This is a genomic window from Serratia sp. J2, assembly GCF_046269175.1.
Taxonomy (GTDB): domain Bacteria; phylum Pseudomonadota; class Gammaproteobacteria; order Enterobacterales; family Enterobacteriaceae; genus Chania; species Chania fonticola_C.
Map to the genome: position 1 here is coordinate 39,496 of NZ_JBKABN010000020.1, position 21,539 is coordinate 61,034.

Genomic DNA, 21,539 nt, shown 5'->3' on the forward strand with positions numbered 1-21,539 from the left:
TCCGTTGTCATCAGCAGGGTGTCGCTGAGCCTTGTCTTCTCAGTAACGCTTTATTCGACAAGCAAAAGCTTGTAGAGCGGTGAATTGTCTTCGACCATGTCGGCCAATGTGTGACTATCCAGCTCCTCAAGGAAATTCTTTACCGCCTGCTGGAGCACTTGCTTCAAACGGCAGGCTGGGGTGATATGACAAAAATCGCTGCTGCAGTTAACCAACGAAAGCGGCTCCAGCGCCCGCACCACGTCGCCAATACGGATGCTCTCAGCCGGTTTACCCAAGCGTATACCGCCGTTTTTACCCCGCACGGCGGTTACAAAGCCTTCACGGCTCAGCTGATTGATAATTTTTACCATATGGTTACGGGAAACCCCGTACACCTCCGTAACCTCAGAGATGCTGGTCATTTTGTCCGCAGGCAATGATGCCATATAGATCAATGCCCGTAGGCCATAGTCAGTAAAACTTGTTAACTGCACGTTTACCTCTGGGTATCTGCCGATTTTCGGCGATTTTCTTTACTATCTTATTGGATGATAAACCAGCCAGAGAGTTCGCAGCTAATTATTTAGTACATAGCCGACTCTCAACCGGAGCAACGAAAGGATTTTGTGAGGTGAAAACGCCATCGGGAGGATACATGAGGCAAACAAACCGGGACTTGGCCCGGTTTGTTTGGTGACAGTAGAGCAAACAGATTATGCGTCGAACGGATCGCGCAGGATCATGGTTTCGCTACGGTCTGGGCCAGTAGAGATAATGTCTACCGGTACATCAGTCAGCTCTTCGATGCGTTTGATGTAGTTCAGCGCTGCCTGTGGCAGTTTGCTGTAGTCTTTCACACCAAACGTCGTTTCGCTCCAGCCCGGCATGGTTTCGTAGATTGGCTCGATACCTTCCCAACCTTCTGCAGCCAGCGGCGTGGTGGTCATTTCGCGGCCATCCGGCATGCGATAGCCCACACAGATCTTCACTTCTTTCAGGCCGTCTAGCACGTCCAACTTGGTCAGGCAGAAGCCAGACAGGGAGTTGATCTGCACGGCACGACGAACGGCAACCGCATCCAACCAGCCGGTACGGCGGCGACGGCCAGTGGTGGCACCAAACTCATTACCCTGTTTGCACAGGTATTCGCCGGTTTCGTCGAACAGTTCGGTTGGGAACGGACCTGCACCTACACGGGTAGAATAGGCTTTCACGATGCCCAGCACGTAGTCCACATAACGTGGGCCAATGCCAGAACCGGTTGCTACGCCACCAGCGGTGGTGTTGGAAGAGGTCACGTACGGATAAGTACCGTGATCGATATCCAGCAGAGTGCCCTGTGCACCTTCGAACATGATCAGATCGCCACGCTTGCGCGCACCGTCCAGCAGTTCGGAGACGTCTACTACCATCCCGGTCAGGATATCGGCAATCGACAACACATAGTCAAGGGTGGTCTGGTAATCGACGGCTTCTACTTTGTAGTAGTTAACCAGCTGGAAGTTGTGGTAATCGATGATGTCTTTCAGCTTGGTGGCGAAGGTGGCTTTATCGAACAGGTCACCAACGCGCAGACCGCGACGGGCAACTTTGTCTTCGTAAGCCGGGCCGATACCACGACCGGTGGTACCGATGGCCTTGGCGCCACGCGCTTTCTCACGCGCATTATCCAGAGCGACGTGATAAGGCAGGATCAGCGGGCAGGCTTCAGACAGTAACAGACGTTCGCGTACCGGGATGCCGCGCGCTTCGAGTTCACCCATTTCCTTCATCAACGCGTCTGGCGCCAGAACGACACCGTTGCCGATGACGCTGGTCACGTTTTCACGCAGGATACCTGAAGGAATTAAATGAAGAACGGTTTTTTCACCGTTGATAACCAGAGTGTGGCCAGCGTTATGGCCACCTTGGTAGCGCACAACATATTGAGCCCGTTCAGTCAGCAGGTCTACGACCTTACCCTTACCTTCGTCACCCCATTGGGTGCCCAGTACGACGACGTTCTTACCCATTTTAAAATCACCAGGTTGCTTAAAAATGGATTCTACCACCCTAATTCTTCAGTTTCAGCACTTTTAGCATACGATTGCGTACTTTTTCGGCTAAACTTTAAACCCCCGTGCGTGCACGCAACATGTAGTAGATCACACAGCCTGCAACCACTAATCCCCCACCAAAACGCCGCAGTGTGGCATCGGGCAGTTGCGACATCGTCTGGACCATTTTACGCCAAGCCTGTGGGAACAGCATCGGCCCCAGCCCTTCCAGCACCAAAACCAACCCAAGCGCCAGCCAGATTGTCGAATTCATCCTTCCCCCAAAAAAGAAAGGCCCGCGTTTAAACGGGCCTTGGTTCTCCCCCTGCTCTTTCAAACCATGGCCTGAAAGCTATCGGGGATCGCCATCATGCTGACGTTATCTGTTGCGCGTAGCAACAGGCGACTTCATGTAGCGGAAGAAATCGCTGTCCGGGCTCAGCACCAACACGTCCTGATTGCCAGGGCCGAAGCTGGTTTCATAAGCACGCAGGCTACGGATGAAAGCGTAGAAATCCGGATCCTGGCTGAAGGCATCGGCAAACAGCTTGGCCGCTTCCGCATCGCCCGCACCGCGAGTGATACGTGCCTGACGCTCGGCTTCCGCGATGGTACGAGTCACTTCGTAGTCGGCGGTCGCTTTGAGCTTCTCAGCCTCTTCTTTACCTTGTGAACGGTGACGACGGGCTACCGCCTCACGCTCTGCACGCATACGCTGGAAGATCGCATCGGACACTTCCGCAGGCAGGTTGATCTGCTTGATACGGACGTCCACCACTTCAATACCCAGTGCTGCCATGCTGTTCGGGTTAACCGCTGGCTGTTTGCCATTGGTTTCACGCTCAACACGGGCTGCGGCAGATGCGATAGCGTCATCGGCTTCGCTGGCGGCGGCTTCTTCGCCGTCACCCACGGTACCGGTGTTCAGCGCCTCACGCACGTCTGCCATCAGACGGCCACGGGAGTCAGTCACGATGTCACGCACGTCCAAACGGCCAATCTCGGAACGCAGACGGTCGTTAAACTTGCGTTTCAGCAGCAGTTCCGCCTGAGAAACATCACCACCACCGGTCGCCAGGTAGTAGCGGCTGAAATCACTAATACGCCATTTCAGGTAGGAGTCGACGATCAGGTCTTTCTTCTCGCTGGTCACGAAGCGATCGGCCTGGTTGTCCATGGTCTGGATACGGGCATCCAGCATTTTCACGGTTTCAATAAACGGGATCTTGAAGTGCAGACCCGGTGCATAAACCAGCGGTTTGTTTTCGCTGTCGCGCAGAACTTTACTGAAACGCAGCACGATGCCGCGCTCGCCTTCCTGAACCACAAACATTGAGGCGTAAAGGGCTACCAACACCACCGCGAGGATAACTATGAAAGACTTACGCATTGATTATTCTCTCCCTACGCGTGTGTTGTCGCTACGCTGCGCATTAGCCCGGCGTTGGTCCATGATGGAACCACTGCTGGAACTGTTAGTGCTCGCATCCGATGAAGGAGTCGAGGCTGGCGCAGGGGCGAGAAGGTTCTGTCCGGCATCTTTGCTGCCTTCGGTAACCGGCTTACCGGCACCGCGCAGCATTTGATCCAGTGGCAGCACCATCAGACTGTTATTGCCTTTGTTGTCTGCCACCAACACCTTACGGGTGTGGCTCAACACTTTTTCCATGGTTTCGAGGTACAGACGCTCACGGGTAATTTCCGGTGCGGCTTTGTACTCCGGCAACAGCTTGGCGAAACGAGCAACCTCACCCTGGGCTTCCAGAACGGTCTGGGCCTGGTAGGCGCGCGCATTTTCCAGCAGGCGCTGTGCAGCACCGTTGGCACGCGGCTGAACTTCGTTGGCGTAAGCTTCTGCTTCACGAATGGATTGCTGCTCGTTCTCACGTGCGGCGATCGCATCATCAAACGCGGCTTTCACCTCTTCCGGCGGACGTGCAGCCTGGAAGTTGACGTCCAGCAGAGTGATCCCCATTTTGTACGGACGGATGGTTTCTTCCAGTACACGCTGAGTGTCGCTACGGACGATGGTACGGCCTTCGGTCAGGATCTTGTCCATGGTGTATTTACCGATAACACCACGCAATGCGCTGTCTGTCGCCTGTCTCAGGCTGTCGTTGGCATCGGTTACGCTGAACAGATAGGCTGCCGGATCGGAAACGCGGTACTGCACGTTCATCTCGACGCGCACCACGTTCTCATCGGAAGTCAGCATCACACCGGACGCGGACAGGTCACGGACCGACTCCACGTTAACCGGGCGAACCTGATCGATAAACGTCGGTTTCCAGTTCAGACCTGGCTGCACCAGATGGCTGAATTTACCAAAGCGAGTGACCACACCACGTTCGGCTTCTTTGATGGTATAGAAACCGCTGGCGGCCCAGATCACCACCACCGCAACCGCAGCAATGCCGACAATCTTGCCACTGAAGCCCGGCCCGATTGAACCCGTTCCACCGCTGTTATTGCCGTTGGAGCCTTTGCCACCGCCGGTCAGGCTGCTCAATTTCTTGCTCAGCTTGCGGAAGATATCGTCTAAATCCGGTGGTCCTTGATCGCGACCGCCTTTATTGTTACCGCCAGAGTTGCCGCCATTATTATTGCTGCTCCCCCACGGGTCGCGGTCCTGTCCGTTATTACCGGGCTGATTCCACGCCATGTTTTAGCTCCATTATTCTGTGATTGGGTACTTCAGGCTAATGCTTAGCCCACTCTTCTATTGAGAGGGCACACAAATGTAACAGGATATGATCATACGATAAAGTTAATCAGTTCCTGTTCCTGCTTGCAGAGGCGACGCCACTCCACGATCGGCATACGCACCACCACGCCGATACTGCCGTCCTCTTCATTCCACTCTTTTTCGATCGCCTGAAGCTGGTAGAAACGGCTACGAAGACGGCCAGCCTGTGGCGGTAAGCGCAGCTCATAATGCGCGATTTCCCCCGATAAGCGCTCCGTCAACGCCTGAAATAGCAACGGGATACCTTCACCGCTGGCGGCGGACAGCCACACTCGGATCGGTAAATTTTCCTCGTTGCGATCGATACGCGGGACAAAGTCATCCAGCATATCTATTTTGTTCATCACTAACAGTGTAGGGATCTCATCCGACTCAATCTCTGCCAACACGGAGTTCACCGCTTCAATGTTTTCATCCACCCGGGTATCCGCAGCGTCGATCACATGTAACAACAGAGAGGCCTGGCGCGTCTCTTGCAGTGTCGCTTTGAACGCGGCAACAAGATCGTGCGGCAAGTGCCGGATAAAACCTACGGTATCCGCCAACACGGTATCGCCTACGTCCGCCACGTCAATGCGCCGCAGGGTAGGATCCAGGGTGGCAAATAGCTGGTCCGCCACATACACTCCGGCAGACGTAATTCGGTTAAACAGGGTTGATTTGCCGGCGTTGGTATAACCCACCAGCGATACGGTTGGCACATCGGCACGGGTACGTGCTCGTCGCCCTTGATCGCGCTGCTTCTCTACCCGCTCAAGGCGACGCAGGATCAGGCTGATACGATCGCGTAGCAGGCGACGGTCAGTCTCTAACTGGGTCTCCCCCGGCCCGCGCAGGCCAATCCCCCCTTTCTGACGTTCAAGGTGAGTCCAACCACGAACCAGACGAGTGGCAATATGACGCAATTGCGCCAACTCTACCTGCAGCTTACCTTCATGGGTACGGGCACGCTGGGCAAAGATGTCGAGAATCAACCCGGTGCGATCGATCACCCGACATTCACACAGGCGTTCGAGATTTCTCTCCTGCGCTGCGGAAAGGGCGTGATCAAACAGGACAACAGACGCGCCGCTGGCTTTCACCGCATCTGCAATTTCTTCGGCCTTTCCTTCACCGACAAAGTATTTTGGGTGAGGTGCTTTGCGGCTACCAGTAACCACTTGCAAAGCCTCAACGCCCGCAGAGGATACCAGCGATTCGAACTCACTGAGATCTTCTGTATCTTTGTCTTGCGAGAAATAGATATGAACCAGGACGGCCTGCTCACCGGCTTCATAACGGTCAAACAAGCGTGCAACCTCTCAAACGGAACAAAACCGCGAGTTTGGGGGACATAAACAGCACTGCGCTGCTTATGCACCCCGTCATGGTTGACTCGCAACGCGCTTTATTCAGCGTCATCGCTTTCCTGCTGCGGCTGTTGCGGCGCAGACGGGTTGTTACCATGGTGATAATTGCTGGTGCCGCCGCTGCTCGGGGTGTTGCTGTGGTGCGATACCGGGCGCGATGGAACAACGGTAGAGATAGCGTGCTTATAAACCATCTGGCTCACCGTGTTCTTCAACAGGATGACAAACTGGTCAAAAGACTCAATCTGGCCTTGCAGCTTAATACCATTCACCAAATAAATAGAAACCGGAACACGTTCACGACGCAATGCGTTCAGGAACGGATCTTGCAAAGATTGCCCCTTAGCCATTCTATCTTTTCCTTATTTGTTTGTTGTTTTTAACCAAGAACCTGTCGGCTCAAAATAAACGACCTAAAAAATTTGCGCGCTGAATACTCATCAATTGTACACAATCACTCAACCTATGCACTAACAACCTGTGTTACCGAGTCTAAAGCCTCTCCCGGCTTTTCACTGTCCAACCACCGAACCGACTCCCAACCCCGTAACCAGGTCATCTGGCGTTTGGCCAACTGACGTGTTGCGCAAATACCTCGAAAAACCATCTCATCGTAACTAATCTCGCCAGAAAAATATGACCACATCTGGCGATAACCGACACAGCGAATGGAAGGCAAATCCGTATGCAAATCACCCCGTGCAAAAAGTGCACGCGCTTCCGCCTCAAAACCCGCCGCCAACATCTGATTGAACCGCAGCTCGATACGTTGATGCAACAACTCCCGGCTGACTGGCGCGATCGCAAATTGGTGAACATGATACGGCAACGATTCACCCGAAATTTTAGTCAGTTCAGTTAAAGTTTTACCCGAAATCAAAAAAACTTCCAGTGCTCTGGAGAGTCTCTGTGGATCATTCGGATGAATACGTAACGCGGAAACCGGGTCTATCGCCTGCAATTGGCGGTGCAAAGCCTCCCAACCGTGTTCCGCTGCCTGCTGCTCAATCTGCTCGCGCACGGCGGGATCGGCAGAAGGTAACGGCGATAAACCTTCGAGTAACGCCTTAAAGTAAAGCATTGTGCCCCCCACCAACAGCGGAATACGCCCAGCGGCAGTAATATCAGCCATTTCGCGCAGCGCATCGGCACGAAAATCGGCTGCCGAGTACGCTTGCGCAGGATCGCGGATATCGATCAACCGGTGTGGCGCCAGGGCCAACTCTTCCGCCGAGGGTTTGGCGGTGCCGATATCCATACCGCGATAAATCAGGGCGGAATCGACACTGATCAGTTCGACGGGCAAGCGCTCACGCAGCGCCATCGCCAAGGCGGTTTTGCCTGAGGCCGTTGGCCCCATGATAAAAATGGCTGGGGGACGAGGGGTCATTTCAATTTCAGTCATGCTTAAGCGCTGCCAATGCAGCCTGCAAATCAACGGGTTGTAAAAGAGCGGCAGGAGGGGATTTGACCAGTTGCGGGCAAAGTCGTTCAACTTCTGTCAACAATTGTATCGCTTGCGAGCTGTTCCACACTTCATGTTCGCTGCCTAATTGGCTGGCGATCCAGATGGATAGCACCGTTGGCGACATCTCCTGATGTTCGGCCAGATAGCCTAACAGCTCGGGTATCAACTTTTGTAAATTTTGTTGGCGTAATGGTAAAGGTACTGCGCGCAAAGTCACACGACCGTGATCGGATTGCAGCTCCAACCCCATTTTGACCAGCAGCGCCTGATGTTGCACGCAGGCGGCCGCTTCATTTTTATTCAACGTCAGCTTAATCGGGATCAGCAGCGGCTGTGGCCGTAATCCCTCTTCAGGCGGGCAAAGCTGAGCCTGACGCAGCCAACGTTCGGCCATGGTCAGGTTCAGTAACGCCAACTGCTGACGCTGTTCCACCAGCGCATAGCTCGGCGGGCAAATCATCAGAACGCGGCCAAAACTGTGCTGACTACCGGCGAGCGGTGTTTCCTGCACGGCGTTAACCGGCGGGAACAGCGGCTGTTTTACCGTTTCTGCTGGCGGCGTAGCCTGCAACAGCTTGCCATACAGCTCGCCTTCACGCTTTTGGTAACCCGCACCGGCCTGATAGGCTGGCTGCGGGGCACGCTCACGGGCAGCGGAGGGTTCAGCAGGCTGACGTTCACGCTGTGGCGCAGGCTGGGAGAAGTGGTTGCCACCGGCGGCAACGCGGTTCTCCGGCTGCCAAACGGGAGCCTCCTGCTCTGAGGACTCTTCAGCCAATGGCAACGCGACATTACCCGCCTGCTGCAACACCGTAGTAACCGCCTGGTAGATAAAGTCATGTACCAGCCGAGCCTGATGAAAACGCACCTCATGCTTGGCCGGATGGACGTTGACATCCACCTGATGCGGATCCACTTCCAGATACAGCACATAGGCAGGCAACTGATCGTCTTTCAACTGATCCTGATACGCCTGACGAATGGCATGATTAATCAGCCGATCGCGCATCATCCGGCTGTTGACGTAGCAATACTGCATTTCGCCAAGCTGGCGCGCCCCTTGCGGATCCGCCACCCAGCCGCGGATGCTGAGATCGCCATGCTGCCAGGAAATCGCCAACGCATGCTGCAAGAAGGCGGGGCCACAAATGCTGGCCAGACGCCGCTCATGCTGGCTTTCTTCTTTTGCCGCGCGATACTGACGCATCAGCTTGCCGTTATGGCTGAGGTTGATCGCCACATCGAAACGCGCCAGCGCAATGCGCCGCACCACTTCGTCGATATGGCCAAATTCGGTTTTTTCGGTGCGCATGAACTTGCGCCGTGCGGGGGTGTTGTAAAACAGATCGAGCACTTCGAGCGTGCTGCCCACCGGATGAGCTGCCGGTTTGACGGTGACCGCCTGATCGCGCCCTTCCGCGTAGGCTTGCCAGGCTTCGCTCTGTTCCGCCGTGCGTGAGGTCAACATCAGACGGGACACCGAGCTGATACTGGCCAACGCTTCGCCGCGAAAGCCCAGGCTGACTATGGCCTCCAGATCGTCAAGCGTACTGATCTTACTGGTGGCATGGCGCGCCAGGGCCAAGGCCAGGTCGGCTTTGGCAATGCCGCAGCCGTTATCACGGATGCGGATCAGTTTGGCCCCGCCGCGTTCGATATCAATATCAATCCGCGTTGCCCCAGCATCCAGGCTATTTTCTACCAGCTCTTTGACCACCGACGCAGGCCGTTCGACCACTTCTCCGGCGGCAATCTGGTTGGCTAGCTGTGGCGGTAACACCTGGATAGACATGGGGCTCCCTCTGTTGTTGGCATCAAGCCTACGGAATGATCAGCGTCCGATCCAGCGGCGCAACATCCGACTTTAATTTGTTAACCCGTTTAAGCTCGCTGACGCTGACGCCATATCGCGCGGCGATGGATGACAGCGTATCACCGCGAGTCACCTTATGTTTGCTCGGTTTGGTGCTTTTTGCCTTGGCCTGAACCGGTACTGCCGCCGTTTTCCCAGCGGGGACCTTCAGACGCTGACCAACCCAGACGCCGTCTTTTTTCAGCTTGTTCAGCTCACGTAGCGCCGCCATGCTGGTGCCATAGCTATCGGCAATGCCGGAAAGCGTTTCCGCCCGCTTCACCACATGGATCTGCGTTTTTCCTACGCTGGCGCTACTTCTGGCCGGGCTGGTCACCGGCTCAGGCTGTCTGAGATCGTCTGTTGTGGAGTTAACCGCCGCTGCGACGTCCAGCGGGCGGTTTTCCACCTTTGGGTCGGCTTGTAGCGGATGCGCCAGGAAATAACTGCGCAGGCCGTTGTGGATCGCCCGTGCAATTTTATCCTGATATGCGCTACTGCCCAGCAGTCGCTCCTCCGTGCTATTACTGATAAACCCGGTTTCCACCAGCAGCGATGGAATATCCGGTGAACGCAGCACTCCCAGGCTGGCGTGTTCCGGACGGCGTTTGTGCAATGAACCTACGACCTGTAACTGTTGCAAGACCTTAACGGCCACGTCATAACCGACGCGCTGCGAATGACCGAACTGCAGATCCAGCACCGCCTGGCTCAGATAAGGGTCGGCCTGGCTGTTGGCCAACAGATCGCCCGCGCCACCCAGCAGTTCGGACTGTTTCTCATGCTGTTCCAACCAACCGGCCATCTCGCTGTTAGCCCGGCGATTGGACAATACCCAAACCGAAGCCCCTTTGGCGCTGCGATTCGGCGCGGCATCCGCGTGGATAGACACCAACACGTTGGCCCCCTGCTTGCGCGCCACGTCTGAACGGCCCATCACCGAAATAAAGTAATCCCCGTTACGCGTCATCACCGCTTTAAACATCGGATCGGCATCCAACAACGCACGTAGGCGATGCGCGATGGCAATAGTGACGTTTTTCTCTTTCAGACCGTTTGGCCCGATAGCGCCAGGATCTTGCCCACCGTGGCCTGCGTCGATCGCCACCACCACCCGATCGCCAGAACCGGCCGACACTCGGCTGCTACGTGGGGTAATGCTGGTTGCCGTGCCTGATACCGCAGCCGACTTCGGAGTAAATGGATTGGCGTTACTCGACGTAACCGGTGCTTTACGCACTGGCTCAGTCACCACCGGCACAGGCACCGGTGCCTTACGGACAGTGTTTGTCGTCGTTTTGGCTTCTGAGGTGATGGTGAAGACGACGATGTAACTGTTGCCCTCTTGACGCGTCGCCACACGGGTTTTGGCACGTTGGGTTAAATCAAACACCAAGCGTACGCTTTGTGCATCTTTCGGCTTACTGGAACGAATGCTTTTTACCAGGTTTTGGCCGCTGAAGTTCAACGGCAGGCCGCCCACTTTGCCCGTTTGATTCACGTCCAGGACCACCCGTTCTGGACCATGTATGGTTGAGAAGCTATACGAGGGAGGGCCAGTAAAGCTCACTGACACCGTGGCTTCACGCTGAGCATTGGTCACTTTGACGTCGGAGAGGGACGATGCCGCCCAGGCACCAAACGGCCCCAGCAACGCGAGCAAGGCAATCACAGCAAATCTTCTTAACCCATACATCATTGCTGCGTCATCCTTGTTGCCTCTGAATACTTTCCAATAATTGTTCGCCATAGGCGGAAACCGCCTGGAGCTTCGCCTGACGCCCTTCGTCTTGGTAACTGAGATGCAGTTCCAGATCGGGATCGGGCAGCACGCCGGTACCCTGCTGCGGCCACTCCACCAGGCAAATCGAGTCCTGGGCAAAATAGTCGCGGATACCCATAAATTCGAGTTCTTCCGGATCAGCCAGGCGATAAAGATCAAAGTGATAGACCGCCAGCGGTTGCAGCGCATAAGGTTCCACCAGCGTATAGGTTGGGCTTTTCACATTGCCCTGATGGCCTAACGCCTGCAAAAAGCCGCGGCTGAAGGTGGTTTTACCGGCACCCAAATCCCCATAAAGATAAATCACGCTGGCACGATCGCACGCCTGGGCCAGGACGGCCCCCAGTGCGACTGTGGCTGCCTCATCCGGCAGCGGTAAAACGAGTTCTTTCATTCGATAATGTCTATTTTGCCAACTCAGGGTTAACGTAATGAGGGATCACCGCCAGCAGATCGGTGGCCAGTAATCCCCTTGTTCCTTGTTTTGCCGCAACATGATCCGCCGCTGCGCCGTGCACTACGCAGCCCGCGCAGGCAGCATCATATAGCGGCAGCTTTTGCGCCAACAAACCGCCAATGATACCCGACAGCACATCTCCCATGCCACCGGATGCCATGCCAGCATTGCCAACGTCGGCGATCGCCATCTGTCCATGCTCATCAGCGATCAAGGTCCCTGCGCCTTTCAGCACCACAACGCCGCCGTATTGCGCGACCAACCTGCGGGTTGCAAGTAAGCGATCACTCTCAATATCAGCGGTGCGGCAGCTCAATAATCGCGCGGCTTCACCAGGATGCGGGGTAATAATACGATTCTGACGCTTCTCGGGGTGTAATGCCAGTAAGTTAAGCGCATCAGCGTCCCATAATGTTGGTTTATCACTGGCTTGCAGCTGTTGCAACGCATTGCGGCCCCAATCGCCCTGGCCAAGCCCCGGGCCAATCACGACCACATCAGCCCAATCCAGCGCCTGTTGCAGAATATCGTCACTCAGGCGCTGCACCATCAACTCAGGCCGGGCGGTCAGCAGCGGCCCAATGTTCTCACTGTGAGTAAGCACTCGCACCAGTCCAGCCCCGGCACGCAGTGCGGCTTCCGCAGCCATGCGGATAGCTCCGCCAAAACCGTGATCGCCACCGACCAACAGTAAACGACCATGATCCCCTTTATGAGAACAAGGACGGCGAGGCTTCAGCCACCTGGCCAAATCGCCAGCCGTAATACGCTCGATCTGTGGAGACTGTGTTGCCAACCAATCCACCAGTCCTAGCGTACTGTAATGCAGTTGCCCCACCCAATCACGCGCCTGCCCGGTCAGCAACCCTGGTTTGAGTGCAATAAAAGTCAGCGTATGGGCCGCACGGATCGAGACTCCCGGCACGGCTCCGCTTTCAGCCAGCAGGCCTGAAGGGATATCCAAAGCCACCACTGGCGCATCGGCTCGGTTGGCCGCCTCGATCAGCGCATCATAGGGCGCTCTGGGGGCCGCCCCCAACCCGGTGCCTAACAATCCATCAATGATGAGATCAACATCCTCTGGCCAACGGCTGGTCGCGGGCAGGACTTCTCCGCCGCTTTCCAGCCAGGCTTGCCGGGCAGTGGCGGCCTCTGGTGGCAATGGACGAACGCCTTCGCAGGCAATGAGCGTCACCTTGATGCCCGCAGCACGGGCCAGACGAGCAACCACATAACCATCGCCACCGTTATTGCCATGCCCACACAGCACCAGCCAATGCCTGCTGGCCGGATAGCGGTCGCACGCCAGCTCATAAGCCGCCGCACCGGCACGCTGCATTAACGAATACAAAGAGAGGCCAAGCGTTGCGGCAGCAGCAGGTTCTGCCTGGCGGATCCAGTCTGCAGACCAAACAGAGTGTGGTAAACTGGAACAGTATTGTTTCTCACTATGGCCCGTCATGACACACCCCCTCGATCTCGATCAACTCGCCCAACATATCAAGCAATGGGGGCAATCGCTAGGATTCCAGCAAGTGGGGATCTGCGATACCGATCTCAGCGCGGAAGAACCCAGATTGCAGGCGTGGCTGGATAAGCAATACCACGGCGAGATGGAGTGGATGGCACGCCACGGCATGATGCGTGCACGGCCACATGAATTATTACCCGGCACGCTGCGGGTGATCAGCGTGCGCATGAACTATCTGCCCGCGAAAGCCGCGTTCGCCAGTACGTTAAAAAACCCGCAGTTGGGCTACGTTAGCCGTTATGCGCTGGGGCGTGATTATCACAAGCTGCTTCGCCAACGGCTAAAAAAACTCGGCGATCAAATCCAGGCTTATTGCGGTGAACTGAATTTCCGGCCCTTTGTGGATTCGGCCCCCATCATGGAGCGAGCCTTGGCCTCAAAAGCCGGCATCGGCTGGGTTGGTAAACACTCACTGATCCTCAACCGCGACGCTGGTTCCTGGTTTTTCCTGGGCGAGTTGTTAATCGATTTGCCCCTGCCGGTGGATAAGCCGCAGGAAGAGCAGTGTGGCCGCTGTGTCGCCTGCATCACCACTTGCCCCACCGGTGCGATAGTTGCCCCTTACACCGTCGATGCCCGGCGCTGCATCTCCTACCTGACCATCGAGCTGGAAGGCGCTATTCCAGAAGAATTCCGCCCTCTGATGGGCAATAGAATCTACGGCTGCGACGATTGCCAGCTCATTTGCCCTTGGAACCGCTTCTCGCAGTTGACGGATGAAGACGATTTCAGCCCCCGCACTGCGCTGCATGCTCCGCAACTGATCGAGCTGTTTGGCTGGAATGAGGAGAAGTTTCTCCGTATCACCGAAGGCTCTGCCATCCGACGTATCGGCCATTTGCGCTGGTTACGCAATATCGCGGTAGCACTCGGCAACGCCCCTTATCTGGATCAGATCGTTATCAGCTTGCAGACTCGGCAAGGTCAGGATCCGATGCTGGACGAGCACATCAATTGGGCACTGGCTCAACAGCTTGCACGCCGTGAAGCCCTGGCGGTTGAGGTGCAGACTACGCAGAAAAAACGTTTAATTCGGGCGGTCGAGAAAGGATTACCGAGGGATGCTTAGAAAACCCTCAGACTCTCCCTGTGGATTTGTGCATAAAAATAAAAATGCGTTGTCTTTCAAGCGTCACAAAAAGAGCAAGTGATCGAGATAACGTTTTATAAGAAATAAATATTGATGATTATCAATGAGATATAAATTTCATTTGTGCAACGTTGCAATTTTGCACAGAAGGTATTATGTACAGAAACTGTGGATAACTCTGTTCACAACATATTTTCTGAGTATGTATAACCGAGCGAAAGTCACACCGGAAGCGGCGTAGGATTGAATGTAAACTGGAGATAAAATTGGAGCGGGAAACGAGACTCGAACTCGCGACCCCGACCTTGGCAAGGTCGTGCTCTACCAACTGAGCTATTCCCGCATTGATATGCTTGAAGCATCCGGCCAACAATGAACAACATGGCCTTTGAAATTTTTGGAGCGGGAAACGAGACTCGAACTCGCGACCCCGACCTTGGCAAGGTCGTGCTCTACCAACTGAGCTATTCCCGCGTCGCATGGGTACTACTTTAACTACTTTTTCTTCATCATGCTACATCAAGCAGCATTGTTGAATTTGGAGCGGGAAACGAGACTCGAACTCGCGACCCCGACCTTGGCAAGGTCGTGCTCTACCAACTGAGCTATTCCCGCCCGGCGTAACGATGGTGAATGGAACGAAATTCTTCATCGGTACGGGGTGCGCATTATACGAGAAATCCTTTTCGCCGCAAGCCCCTGAAAGCAAAAAAACGCGAATTTTGTCTGATTGCTGCTTTAAGCACCGAAATGGTGAATTTTCATGCCGGGATAGGTAAAAACCTGCTTTGCGGGCAACCAAGGTCAGGATTTGGTCCCTCATCACGGTGTGAACGACCAATAGATCGAATCACAGCGACTTACGCTTGGAAAAATAATGGGCGGGTGAATCGCCAAAACACCGTCTGAACATCGCGATAAAGTTGCTGGGGGTCGCATACCCCAGAGCATCAGCAATACTGCTCACAGCCATACCATTAGCCAGCATTTCCAACGCGTGGGACAACCTTGCCTGTTGACGCCATTGTGCAAAGCTGTTGCCCGTCTCGGCCATAAACAAACGCGACAGGGTGCTAGGCGAAAGCCCTCCCCAAGCCGCCCAGGCTTGCAAGGTCCTGGTGTCATCAGGCGCGGCAAGGATCGCATTGGTGATCCGCAATAAGCGCCGGTCGGTAGGCATTCTCAAATGCAGCGGCTGATGAGGCGAACGCCGGATTTCATCCAACAGCACAGCAATCATTCGCTCCTGTTCAACTTGCAAAGTCTCTTCAAACGACCAAGACACCGCACGGCGTACTAACGCATTCATCAACTCACTGATGCCAATCACACAGGGTTGATCGGGCAAGTCTTTGCTCGCATCAGGCGTAATCAGCACCGTCCAGCCGCTCATGACGCCGCTGATGCTGACTTTGTGCGGCTCGTGTGAAGGTATCCAGCCGGCACGATTCGGTGGTAACAGCCAGGAGCCTTGCCTGGTGCGAACATGCAACAAGCCGTTCTCCACGCAGAACAGCTGCCCCCGCAAATGCTGGTGCCAATCGTATTCACGCGTCCCCAGACGAAACTCAAGACCCGGATCGTCTTCACCCCACATAGCGATCAGTGAAGGGCCATCGGCACGTTCACTGAGGTCGGATGGATGATTGGCAAGCAATGCTACCGTCATGATTGTTTCTCATTATTTTTAGCATAAATAACGTTATCCAACTTTTCGACAGTTGTCCATTATTCATACTTTCTCCGCTCTTTGACCAACCAGAGGCCCCCTAATGAACGATGTTAAGACCACTCCCCCCACCCCTGCGAGCAATAAACGCCCTTGGCTACTGTATTTACTGGGGGCAGCCTGTCTGCTTACCGCTATCCTCTGGGGAGGATGGTATGGTGCGTATGGTCGCTGGTATGCCAGCACCGATAACGCCTATGTTCAGGGGGATGTCGTACAGATCACGCCACAGTTTCATGGCACCGTGGTCTCCATCAACGTCGATGATGGCGAATTGGTGTTCGCTGGCGATACGCTGATTAAGCTTGATCCTGGTGACAGCCAACTGGCACTGGACAATGCCGAGGCCCATCTGGCTAATGTGGTGCGAAAAGTACGTGGTTTGTATAGCGCGGTCAGCGGTGCCAAGGCCGAAATCGCTGTCCGCCAAGCCACGCGGGACAAAGCTCGCGCCGATTACCAACGACGCCGTGCCCTTACCCTTTCTGGTGCCATATCTAAAGAGGAATTAGCCCATGCCAACAACGCCTTTCTGGAAGCACAGAGCGCGCTCGACGCTATCGAGCAACAGTACCAGCAAAATCTCTCATTAGTTGATAACACCAGCCTGACTTCACACCCCGAAGTGCTGGCAGCAATAGCGGCATTGCGTATCGCTTTCCTCGATCGCTCACGCACCACCATCGTCGCCCCAGTCACGGGGTATGTCGCCAAACGTAAGGTGCAGTTGGGCCAGAGAGTACAGCCAGGCGAAGCGCTGATGGCCGTCGTGCCACTGGATAAAGTCTGGATCGAGGCTAATTTCACTGAGGCTCAACTGCGTGATATTCGCATCGAACAACCGGTAGAGATCTATGCCGATGTCTATGGCAAAACCATACGCTATAACGGCCAGGTACAGAATTTGGGTATTGGCACCGGTGCCGCATTCGCGCTGCTGCCAGCACAGAATGCCACGGGGAACTGGATCAAAATCGTTCAGCGTGTACCGGTACGGATCTCCCTAACTCAGCCCGAGCAGCTCATTAGCCATCCGCTACGCATTGGGTTGTCCATGCAGGTCAATGTGGATCTGCATGATCGTAACGGTGCGTTATTAGCCCAACGATCGCCAGAGCCCTTGTTGGCGACCGATGTCTACCGCGATCAACTGAGTCAGTCAGACGCCTTGATCGAACGGATCGTTAAGGCTAATGGGGGGCATTTATGAGCTCCACGCCCCCCACCCAGGATTTCCGTCCCCCCAGCGTCAACTGGACCACCTTTGGCCTGGCTTTGGCGGTCTTTATGTATGTGCTTGATGGCACTATCGCCAATGTCTCCTTGCCGACCATCGCCGGTAATCTGGGAGCCAGCAGTAGCCAAAGCGCCTGGGTGATTACCAGTTTTGCCGCCAGCAACGCGATTGCCTTGCCACTCACGGGTTTTCTGGTGCGTCGCATTGGCCAGTTGCGGCTATTTCTCTGGTCAATGGGATTGTTCACTGCCGCCTCATTAGCGTGCGGAATGGCCATCAATATGGAAATGTTAATTCTCTGCCGCGTGTTTCAGGGGGCCGTGGCGGGGCCACTGATCCCGACGACCCAAGCGCTGATGTTGTCGATCTACCCGCCAGAAAAACGAGGTTATGCCCTGTCCATGATCGCCATGGTCACCGTAGTCGCTCCGGTTGCGGGCCCCTTGCTCGGTGGGTGGATCACCGATTTTTATTCATGGCGCTGGACCTTCCTGATCAATATTCCGGTCGGCATTTTTGCCTGTACTCTGGTTGCCAGCCAAATGCATGGCCGCCCCGAGAGCACCATGCGTGCCAAGGTGGATCGCGTTGGGCTAGTCGCGTTGATCCTGGGGGTGGGCGCACTGCAGATCTTGCTGGATAAAGGCAACGAAGAGGATTGGTTCAATTCATCCCAGATCGTCGTGCTGGCTATCGTCGCCGTAGTCAGCTTGCTGTTTTTTGTTATCTGGGAACTGACCGACTCACAGCCAATCGTCAATCTGCAGCTATTCCGTCATCGCAATTTCCGGGTGGGTACGCTTGCACTGATCGGTGCCTATTCCGCTTTTTACGCCACTAACGTCATCATGCCACTTTGGCTACAGCGAACCTTGGGCTACCCCCCTATCTGGGCAGGGTTGGCCGTAGCCCCCATGGGGATTTTGCCGCTGCTGCTGATGCCCTTTATGGGCAAATATGCGTCGCGTTTCAACATGCGCTGGCTGGTGTGCGGGGCTTTCTTACTGCTGGCCACAGCCTCTTACCTGCGCTCAGGCTTTGTCATTGAGATTGATTTCCAACATATCGCGCTGATCCAACTGTTGCAGGGGTTAGGGCTGGCACTGTTTATCATGCCGATCAACGCCATCTTGCTCTCCGACCTTAAACCGAACGAGATCGCGGCTGGCTCAGGGCTTGCCACCTTTATGCGTACGTTAGGGGCCAGCCTGGCGGTCTCCATTACGACCTTGATGTGGGATCGCCGTGCGGTTTCCCATCACGCCCAATTAGGCGAATCCCTGACCGTTTACGATCAAGAGACTCGTCAGGCGGTCACAACTTTAGGGCTGGGCCAGGCGCAGTCAGGCTATGAACGGCTGAATAACCTGGTCTCCGAACAGGCCGCACAGATCGCCTTCAATGATATTTCTTATGCGCTGGCTGGCGTGTTTCTGCTAGCCATCGTGCTGGTCTGGTTTGCCAAACCGCCCTTCGTCCCTAAAGCCAAACCCTAGATCCACGCAATAGAAAAGGGGGCGTGGATTAATCCTCCGCCCCCTTTTATGAAATTGATGCCGACTACAGCTGAATAAAATGCTCGCGGTAGTACGCCAGTTCCGCAACGGATTCGCGGATATCATCCAACGCCTGATGGGTGCCCTGCTTCTTGAAACCTGGCAGGATCTCCGGTTTCCAGCGGCGCGCCAGCTCTTTCAAAGTGCTGACATCCAGATAGCGATAGTGGAAGTAGGCTTCCAGCAGCGGCATATAGCGGAACAGGAAACGGCGATCCTGGCCAACGCTGTTGCCACAGATTGGTGATTTACCTGCTGGCACCCACGCTTGCAGGAAAGCAATAGTGGCCAGTTCGGCGGCACGATCGTCATGCTGGCTGGCTTTCACACGCTCCACCAGCCCACTGCCGGTATGCGTGCGCACATTCCAGTCATCCATCAGCGCCAGTTGCTCATCTGATTGATGCACTGCGATCACCGGTCCTTCGGCAAGGATATTCAAATTGGCATCGGTCACCAACGTCGCGATCTCGATAATACGATCGCGTTCAGGGTCCAACCCGGTCATCTCCAGATCGATCCAAATCAGGTTGTTTTCGTTTCCTGTCATGATTTTTCCTGCGTATAAAGCCGAAAGATAAACAAACCACGGGCAAGCCCGCGGCTAATGCCAGCGTGCGTGGCGGCCAAGAACGGTTATTTAATATAAAATAGCGTGTATCATAGCCTTTTTGCTCGCCCCGAGCGATAAATGCCGATTCAAGTGAGGCTCAGTGAGTAAGAACAAACTGTCCAAAGGTCAAGAACGCCGCGTACAGGCCAACCATCAGCGTCGCCTGAAGCGTACTGACAACAAGCCGGAGCTGGATGATTCCCAATTGGGCGAACCGCAGGATGGGATCGTCATCAGCCGCTTTGGCATGCATGCAGACGTGGAAGCCGCAGACGGCGTCCAGCATCGCTGCAACATTCGCCGCACCCTACGTTCGCTGGTTACCGGCGATCGCGTGGTCTGGCGCCCTGGCGTAGGCACTCATGCGGGGGTCAAAGGCATCGTAGAAGCGGTGCATGAGCGCACCTCGGTGCTGAACCGCCCTGATTTCTACGACGGCGTTAAACCCATCGCCGCCAATATCGATCAGATCGTCATCGTGTCGGCCATTTTGCCCGAACTTTCACTCAACATGATCGATCGCTACCTGGTCGCCTGCGAAACGCTGCAAGTCGAGCCGCTGATCGTGCTCAACAAGATCGACCTGCTGGACGCCGAAGCGCGTAAGGTGGTCGACGGAATGATGGACATCTATCGCCATATTGGCTATCGCGTTCTCGAAGTATCCAGCCAGACCCGCGAAGGGATGGAAGCCTTTGAACAGGCACTGGTCGACCGTATCAGCATCTTTGCCGGGCAGTCCGGCGTGGGCAAATCCAGCCTGTTGAACGCTCTGCTGCCGCAGACGGAAAAGCAAATTCTGGTAAATCAGGTTTCCGACGTCTCCGGCCTGGGGCAACATACCACCACGGCGGCGCGGTTGTATCACTTCCAACATGGCGGTGATGTTATCGACTCCCCTGGCGTGCGTGAATTTGGTCTGTGGCATCTGGAGCCAGAGCAGGTCACCCAGGCCTATGTCGAATTCCGTGACTATTTAGGCGGTTGTAAATTCCGCGACTGCCGCCACGATACCGATCCGGGCTGCGCCATTCGCGCCGCGATGGAAAGTGGTGCCATAGCCAAAGAGCGTTTCGACAACTATCACCGCATCCTGGAAAGCATGGCGCAGGTTAAAACCCGCAAAAACTTCTCGGACGCAGATAACTGATCCACAGTGCGGGGGTGGCGCTAATCGCCATCCCCGCCCTTATACCCCCTTTCAAGAGGTTAATGTGCTGGATAGCATCAAGATTAAATTACAGTATTGGCTGCCAAAGCTGGCGTTAACCCGCCTGGCGGGCTGGGGCGCAGATAAAAAAGCCGGTTGGCTGACGAAGCTGGTGGTAAAAGCGTTTGCCCGCTATTACCGCGTACAGATGCAGGAAGCACAGAACCCGGATTTAGCCTCCTATGCCACGTTCAATGAATTCTTCGTTCGCCCATTACGTGATGGCGCACGCCCGATCGTAGCGGAGCCTCACGTGCTGACACTGCCAGCAGATGGTGCCATCAGCCAGCTCGGGGCGATCCGCGACGATCAAATTTTCCAGGCCAAAGGCCATAATTACACGCTGGAAGCCCTGTTGGCTGGCAACTACCTGTTAGCGGAGACTTTCCGTAACGGCCTGTTCGCCACCACCTATCTGGCGCCAAGCGACTATCACCGTGTCCATATGCCATGTGACGGCGTACTGCGCGAAATGATCTACGTGCCGGGCGATTTGTTCTCGGTTAACCCGCTGACCGCCGCCAACGTGCCGAATCTGTTTGCGCGCAATGAGCGCGTGATCTGCGTATTCGATACCGCCTTTGGGCCGATGGTGCAGATCCTGGTCGGGGCGACTATTGTGGGCAGCATCGAAACCGTCTGGGCCGGTACCGTCACGCCACCCCGCGAAGGCATCATCCGCCGCTGGACCTATCCAGCCGAAGGCATGGAAGGCGCGATCCAACTGGTTAAAGGTGAAGAGATGGGCCGCTTCAAACTCGGTTCCACGGTCATCAACCTGTTCACACCTGGCAGCGTGCAGTTCGCTCCGCACCTGAACAACGGCACCGTAACCCGGATGGGCCAGGCTTTTGCTGAAGCCACAGCTGCACCAGACGCCACCTTCGAAGGGAATTAATG

General features: G+C 55.3%; 19 protein-coding genes and 3 tRNA genes. 5 read left to right on the forward strand and 17 right to left on the reverse strand.

The features are described 5' to 3' along the window. Positions 1 to 50: 50 nt before the first annotated feature. The 12 genes from nsrR to nnr all read right to left on the reverse strand — a co-directional run bounded on the left by nsrR (position 51) and on the right by nnr (position 13,135). Positions 51 to 476 carry a nitric oxide-sensing transcriptional repressor NsrR gene (gene nsrR / locus ACKWMY_RS19435; RefSeq protein WP_024483339.1) on the reverse strand — a complete coding sequence of 142 codons (426 nt, stop codon included), beginning with the start codon at positions 474 to 476 and terminating at the stop codon, positions 51 to 53. A 219-nt stretch (positions 477 to 695) separates the two neighbouring features. Beyond that, entirely contained in the window at positions 696 to 1,994 is a 1,299-nt protein-coding gene (locus ACKWMY_RS19440; RefSeq protein WP_024483338.1) for an adenylosuccinate synthase, read from the reverse strand. Positions 1,995 to 2,091: 97 nt separating this feature from the next. Further along, positions 2,092 to 2,292: a DUF2065 domain-containing protein gene (locus ACKWMY_RS19445; RefSeq protein ID WP_074032085.1), complete on the reverse strand. Its 201-nt coding sequence runs from the start codon at positions 2,290 to 2,292 to the stop codon at positions 2,092 to 2,094. A 105-nt stretch (positions 2,293 to 2,397) separates the two neighbouring features. Then, positions 2,398 to 3,408 (reverse strand): protease modulator HflC, encoded by a 1,011-nt coding sequence (gene hflC / locus ACKWMY_RS19450; RefSeq protein ID WP_024530186.1) that lies wholly within the window; start codon positions 3,406 to 3,408, stop codon positions 2,398 to 2,400. A 3-nt stretch (positions 3,409 to 3,411) separates the two neighbouring features. Then, positions 3,412 to 4,680: an FtsH protease activity modulator HflK gene (gene hflK / locus ACKWMY_RS19455; protein WP_074032084.1), complete on the reverse strand. Its 1,269-nt coding sequence runs from the start codon at positions 4,678 to 4,680 to the stop codon at positions 3,412 to 3,414. Positions 4,681 to 4,772: 92 nt separating this feature from the next. Further along, positions 4,773 to 6,053: a ribosome rescue GTPase HflX gene (hflX, locus tag ACKWMY_RS19460; RefSeq protein WP_024483336.1), complete on the reverse strand. Its 1,281-nt coding sequence runs from the start codon at positions 6,051 to 6,053 to the stop codon at positions 4,773 to 4,775. 98 nt (positions 6,054 to 6,151) lie between these two features. Beyond that, positions 6,152 to 6,463: an RNA chaperone Hfq gene (gene hfq / locus ACKWMY_RS19465; protein ID WP_021179001.1), complete on the reverse strand. Its 312-nt coding sequence runs from the start codon at positions 6,461 to 6,463 to the stop codon at positions 6,152 to 6,154. 113 nt (positions 6,464 to 6,576) lie between these two features. Next, positions 6,577 to 7,518, reverse strand: coding sequence for a tRNA (adenosine(37)-N6)-dimethylallyltransferase MiaA (miaA, locus tag ACKWMY_RS19470; RefSeq protein ID WP_199062803.1), 942 nt, complete (start codon positions 7,516 to 7,518; stop codon positions 6,577 to 6,579). Next, positions 7,511 to 9,373, reverse strand: a complete 1,863-nt coding sequence (gene mutL, locus ACKWMY_RS19475) for a DNA mismatch repair endonuclease MutL (protein WP_024530189.1) — start codon at positions 9,371 to 9,373, stop codon at positions 7,511 to 7,513. Before mutL ends, miaA begins: the two co-directional genes overlap by 8 nt. Positions 9,374 to 9,401: 28 nt before the next feature. Continuing rightward, the gene (amiB, locus tag ACKWMY_RS19480; RefSeq protein WP_211135371.1) at positions 9,402 to 11,132 is read right to left on the reverse strand and encodes an N-acetylmuramoyl-L-alanine amidase AmiB; all 1,731 of its coding nucleotides are present in this window, start codon (positions 11,130 to 11,132) and stop codon (positions 9,402 to 9,404) included. Positions 11,133 to 11,139: 7 nt separating this feature from the next. After that, positions 11,140 to 11,610, reverse strand: coding sequence for a tRNA (adenosine(37)-N6)-threonylcarbamoyltransferase complex ATPase subunit type 1 TsaE (gene tsaE / locus ACKWMY_RS19485; RefSeq protein WP_021178997.1), 471 nt, complete (start codon positions 11,608 to 11,610; stop codon positions 11,140 to 11,142). Between the two features lie 10 nt (positions 11,611 to 11,620). Beyond that, on the reverse strand, positions 11,621 to 13,135 hold the full coding sequence (gene nnr, locus ACKWMY_RS19490; protein ID WP_211135323.1) for a bifunctional ADP-dependent NAD(P)H-hydrate dehydratase/NAD(P)H-hydrate epimerase: 1,515 nt from the start codon (positions 13,133 to 13,135) through the stop codon (positions 11,621 to 11,623). Here nnr and queG point away from each other — a divergent pair. Next, positions 13,134 to 14,273, forward strand: coding sequence for a tRNA epoxyqueuosine(34) reductase QueG (queG, locus tag ACKWMY_RS19495; RefSeq protein ID WP_409486853.1), 1,140 nt, complete (start codon positions 13,134 to 13,136; stop codon positions 14,271 to 14,273). The two genes, nnr and queG, sit on opposite strands and share 2 nt — an antisense overlap. Before the next feature lie 288 nt (positions 14,274 to 14,561). On the opposite strand, the gene ACKWMY_RS19500 is transcribed toward queG, so the two are convergent. The 4 genes from ACKWMY_RS19500 to ACKWMY_RS19515 all read right to left on the reverse strand — a co-directional run bounded on the left by ACKWMY_RS19500 (position 14,562) and on the right by ACKWMY_RS19515 (position 15,963). Next, positions 14,562 to 14,637, reverse strand: a tRNA-Gly gene (locus tag ACKWMY_RS19500). A 55-nt stretch (positions 14,638 to 14,692) separates the two neighbouring features. Further along, a tRNA-Gly gene (locus ACKWMY_RS19505) sits at positions 14,693 to 14,768 on the reverse strand. A 65-nt stretch (positions 14,769 to 14,833) separates the two neighbouring features. Beyond that, positions 14,834 to 14,909, reverse strand: a tRNA-Gly gene (locus ACKWMY_RS19510). 235 nt (positions 14,910 to 15,144) lie between these two features. Then, positions 15,145 to 15,963 (reverse strand): AraC family transcriptional regulator, encoded by an 819-nt coding sequence (locus ACKWMY_RS19515; RefSeq protein ID WP_074032079.1) that lies wholly within the window; start codon positions 15,961 to 15,963, stop codon positions 15,145 to 15,147. 103 nt (positions 15,964 to 16,066) lie between these two features. Here ACKWMY_RS19515 and ACKWMY_RS19520 point away from each other — a divergent pair, with 103 nt between their 5' ends. Further along, positions 16,067 to 17,233 (forward strand): efflux RND transporter periplasmic adaptor subunit, encoded by a 1,167-nt coding sequence (locus ACKWMY_RS19520; protein ID WP_409486854.1) that lies wholly within the window; start codon positions 16,067 to 16,069, stop codon positions 17,231 to 17,233. Beyond that, positions 17,230 to 18,756 (forward strand): DHA2 family efflux MFS transporter permease subunit, encoded by a 1,527-nt coding sequence (locus tag ACKWMY_RS19525; protein ID WP_409486855.1) that lies wholly within the window; start codon positions 17,230 to 17,232, stop codon positions 18,754 to 18,756. Before ACKWMY_RS19520 ends, ACKWMY_RS19525 begins: the two co-directional genes overlap by 4 nt. A gap of 64 nt (positions 18,757 to 18,820) precedes the next feature. On the opposite strand, the gene orn is transcribed toward ACKWMY_RS19525, so the two are convergent. After that, a complete protein-coding gene (gene orn, locus ACKWMY_RS19530; protein WP_024530195.1) occupies positions 18,821 to 19,366 on the reverse strand; it encodes an oligoribonuclease in 546 nt (181 codons plus the stop codon). Between the two features lie 163 nt (positions 19,367 to 19,529). On the opposite strand from orn, the gene rsgA reads away from it, so the two are divergent. Together rsgA and asd are read left to right on the forward strand one after the other, a co-directional pair. Further along, complete coding sequence (gene rsgA, locus ACKWMY_RS19535; protein WP_024530196.1) at positions 19,530 to 20,579, forward strand: small ribosomal subunit biogenesis GTPase RsgA; 1,050 nt, start codon at positions 19,530 to 19,532, stop codon at positions 20,577 to 20,579. Positions 20,580 to 20,643: 64 nt separating this feature from the next. Then, on the forward strand, positions 20,644 to 21,537 hold the full coding sequence (gene asd / locus ACKWMY_RS19540; protein WP_409486856.1) for an archaetidylserine decarboxylase: 894 nt from the start codon (positions 20,644 to 20,646) through the stop codon (positions 21,535 to 21,537). The last annotated feature ends 2 nt before the right edge of the window (positions 21,538 to 21,539 follow it).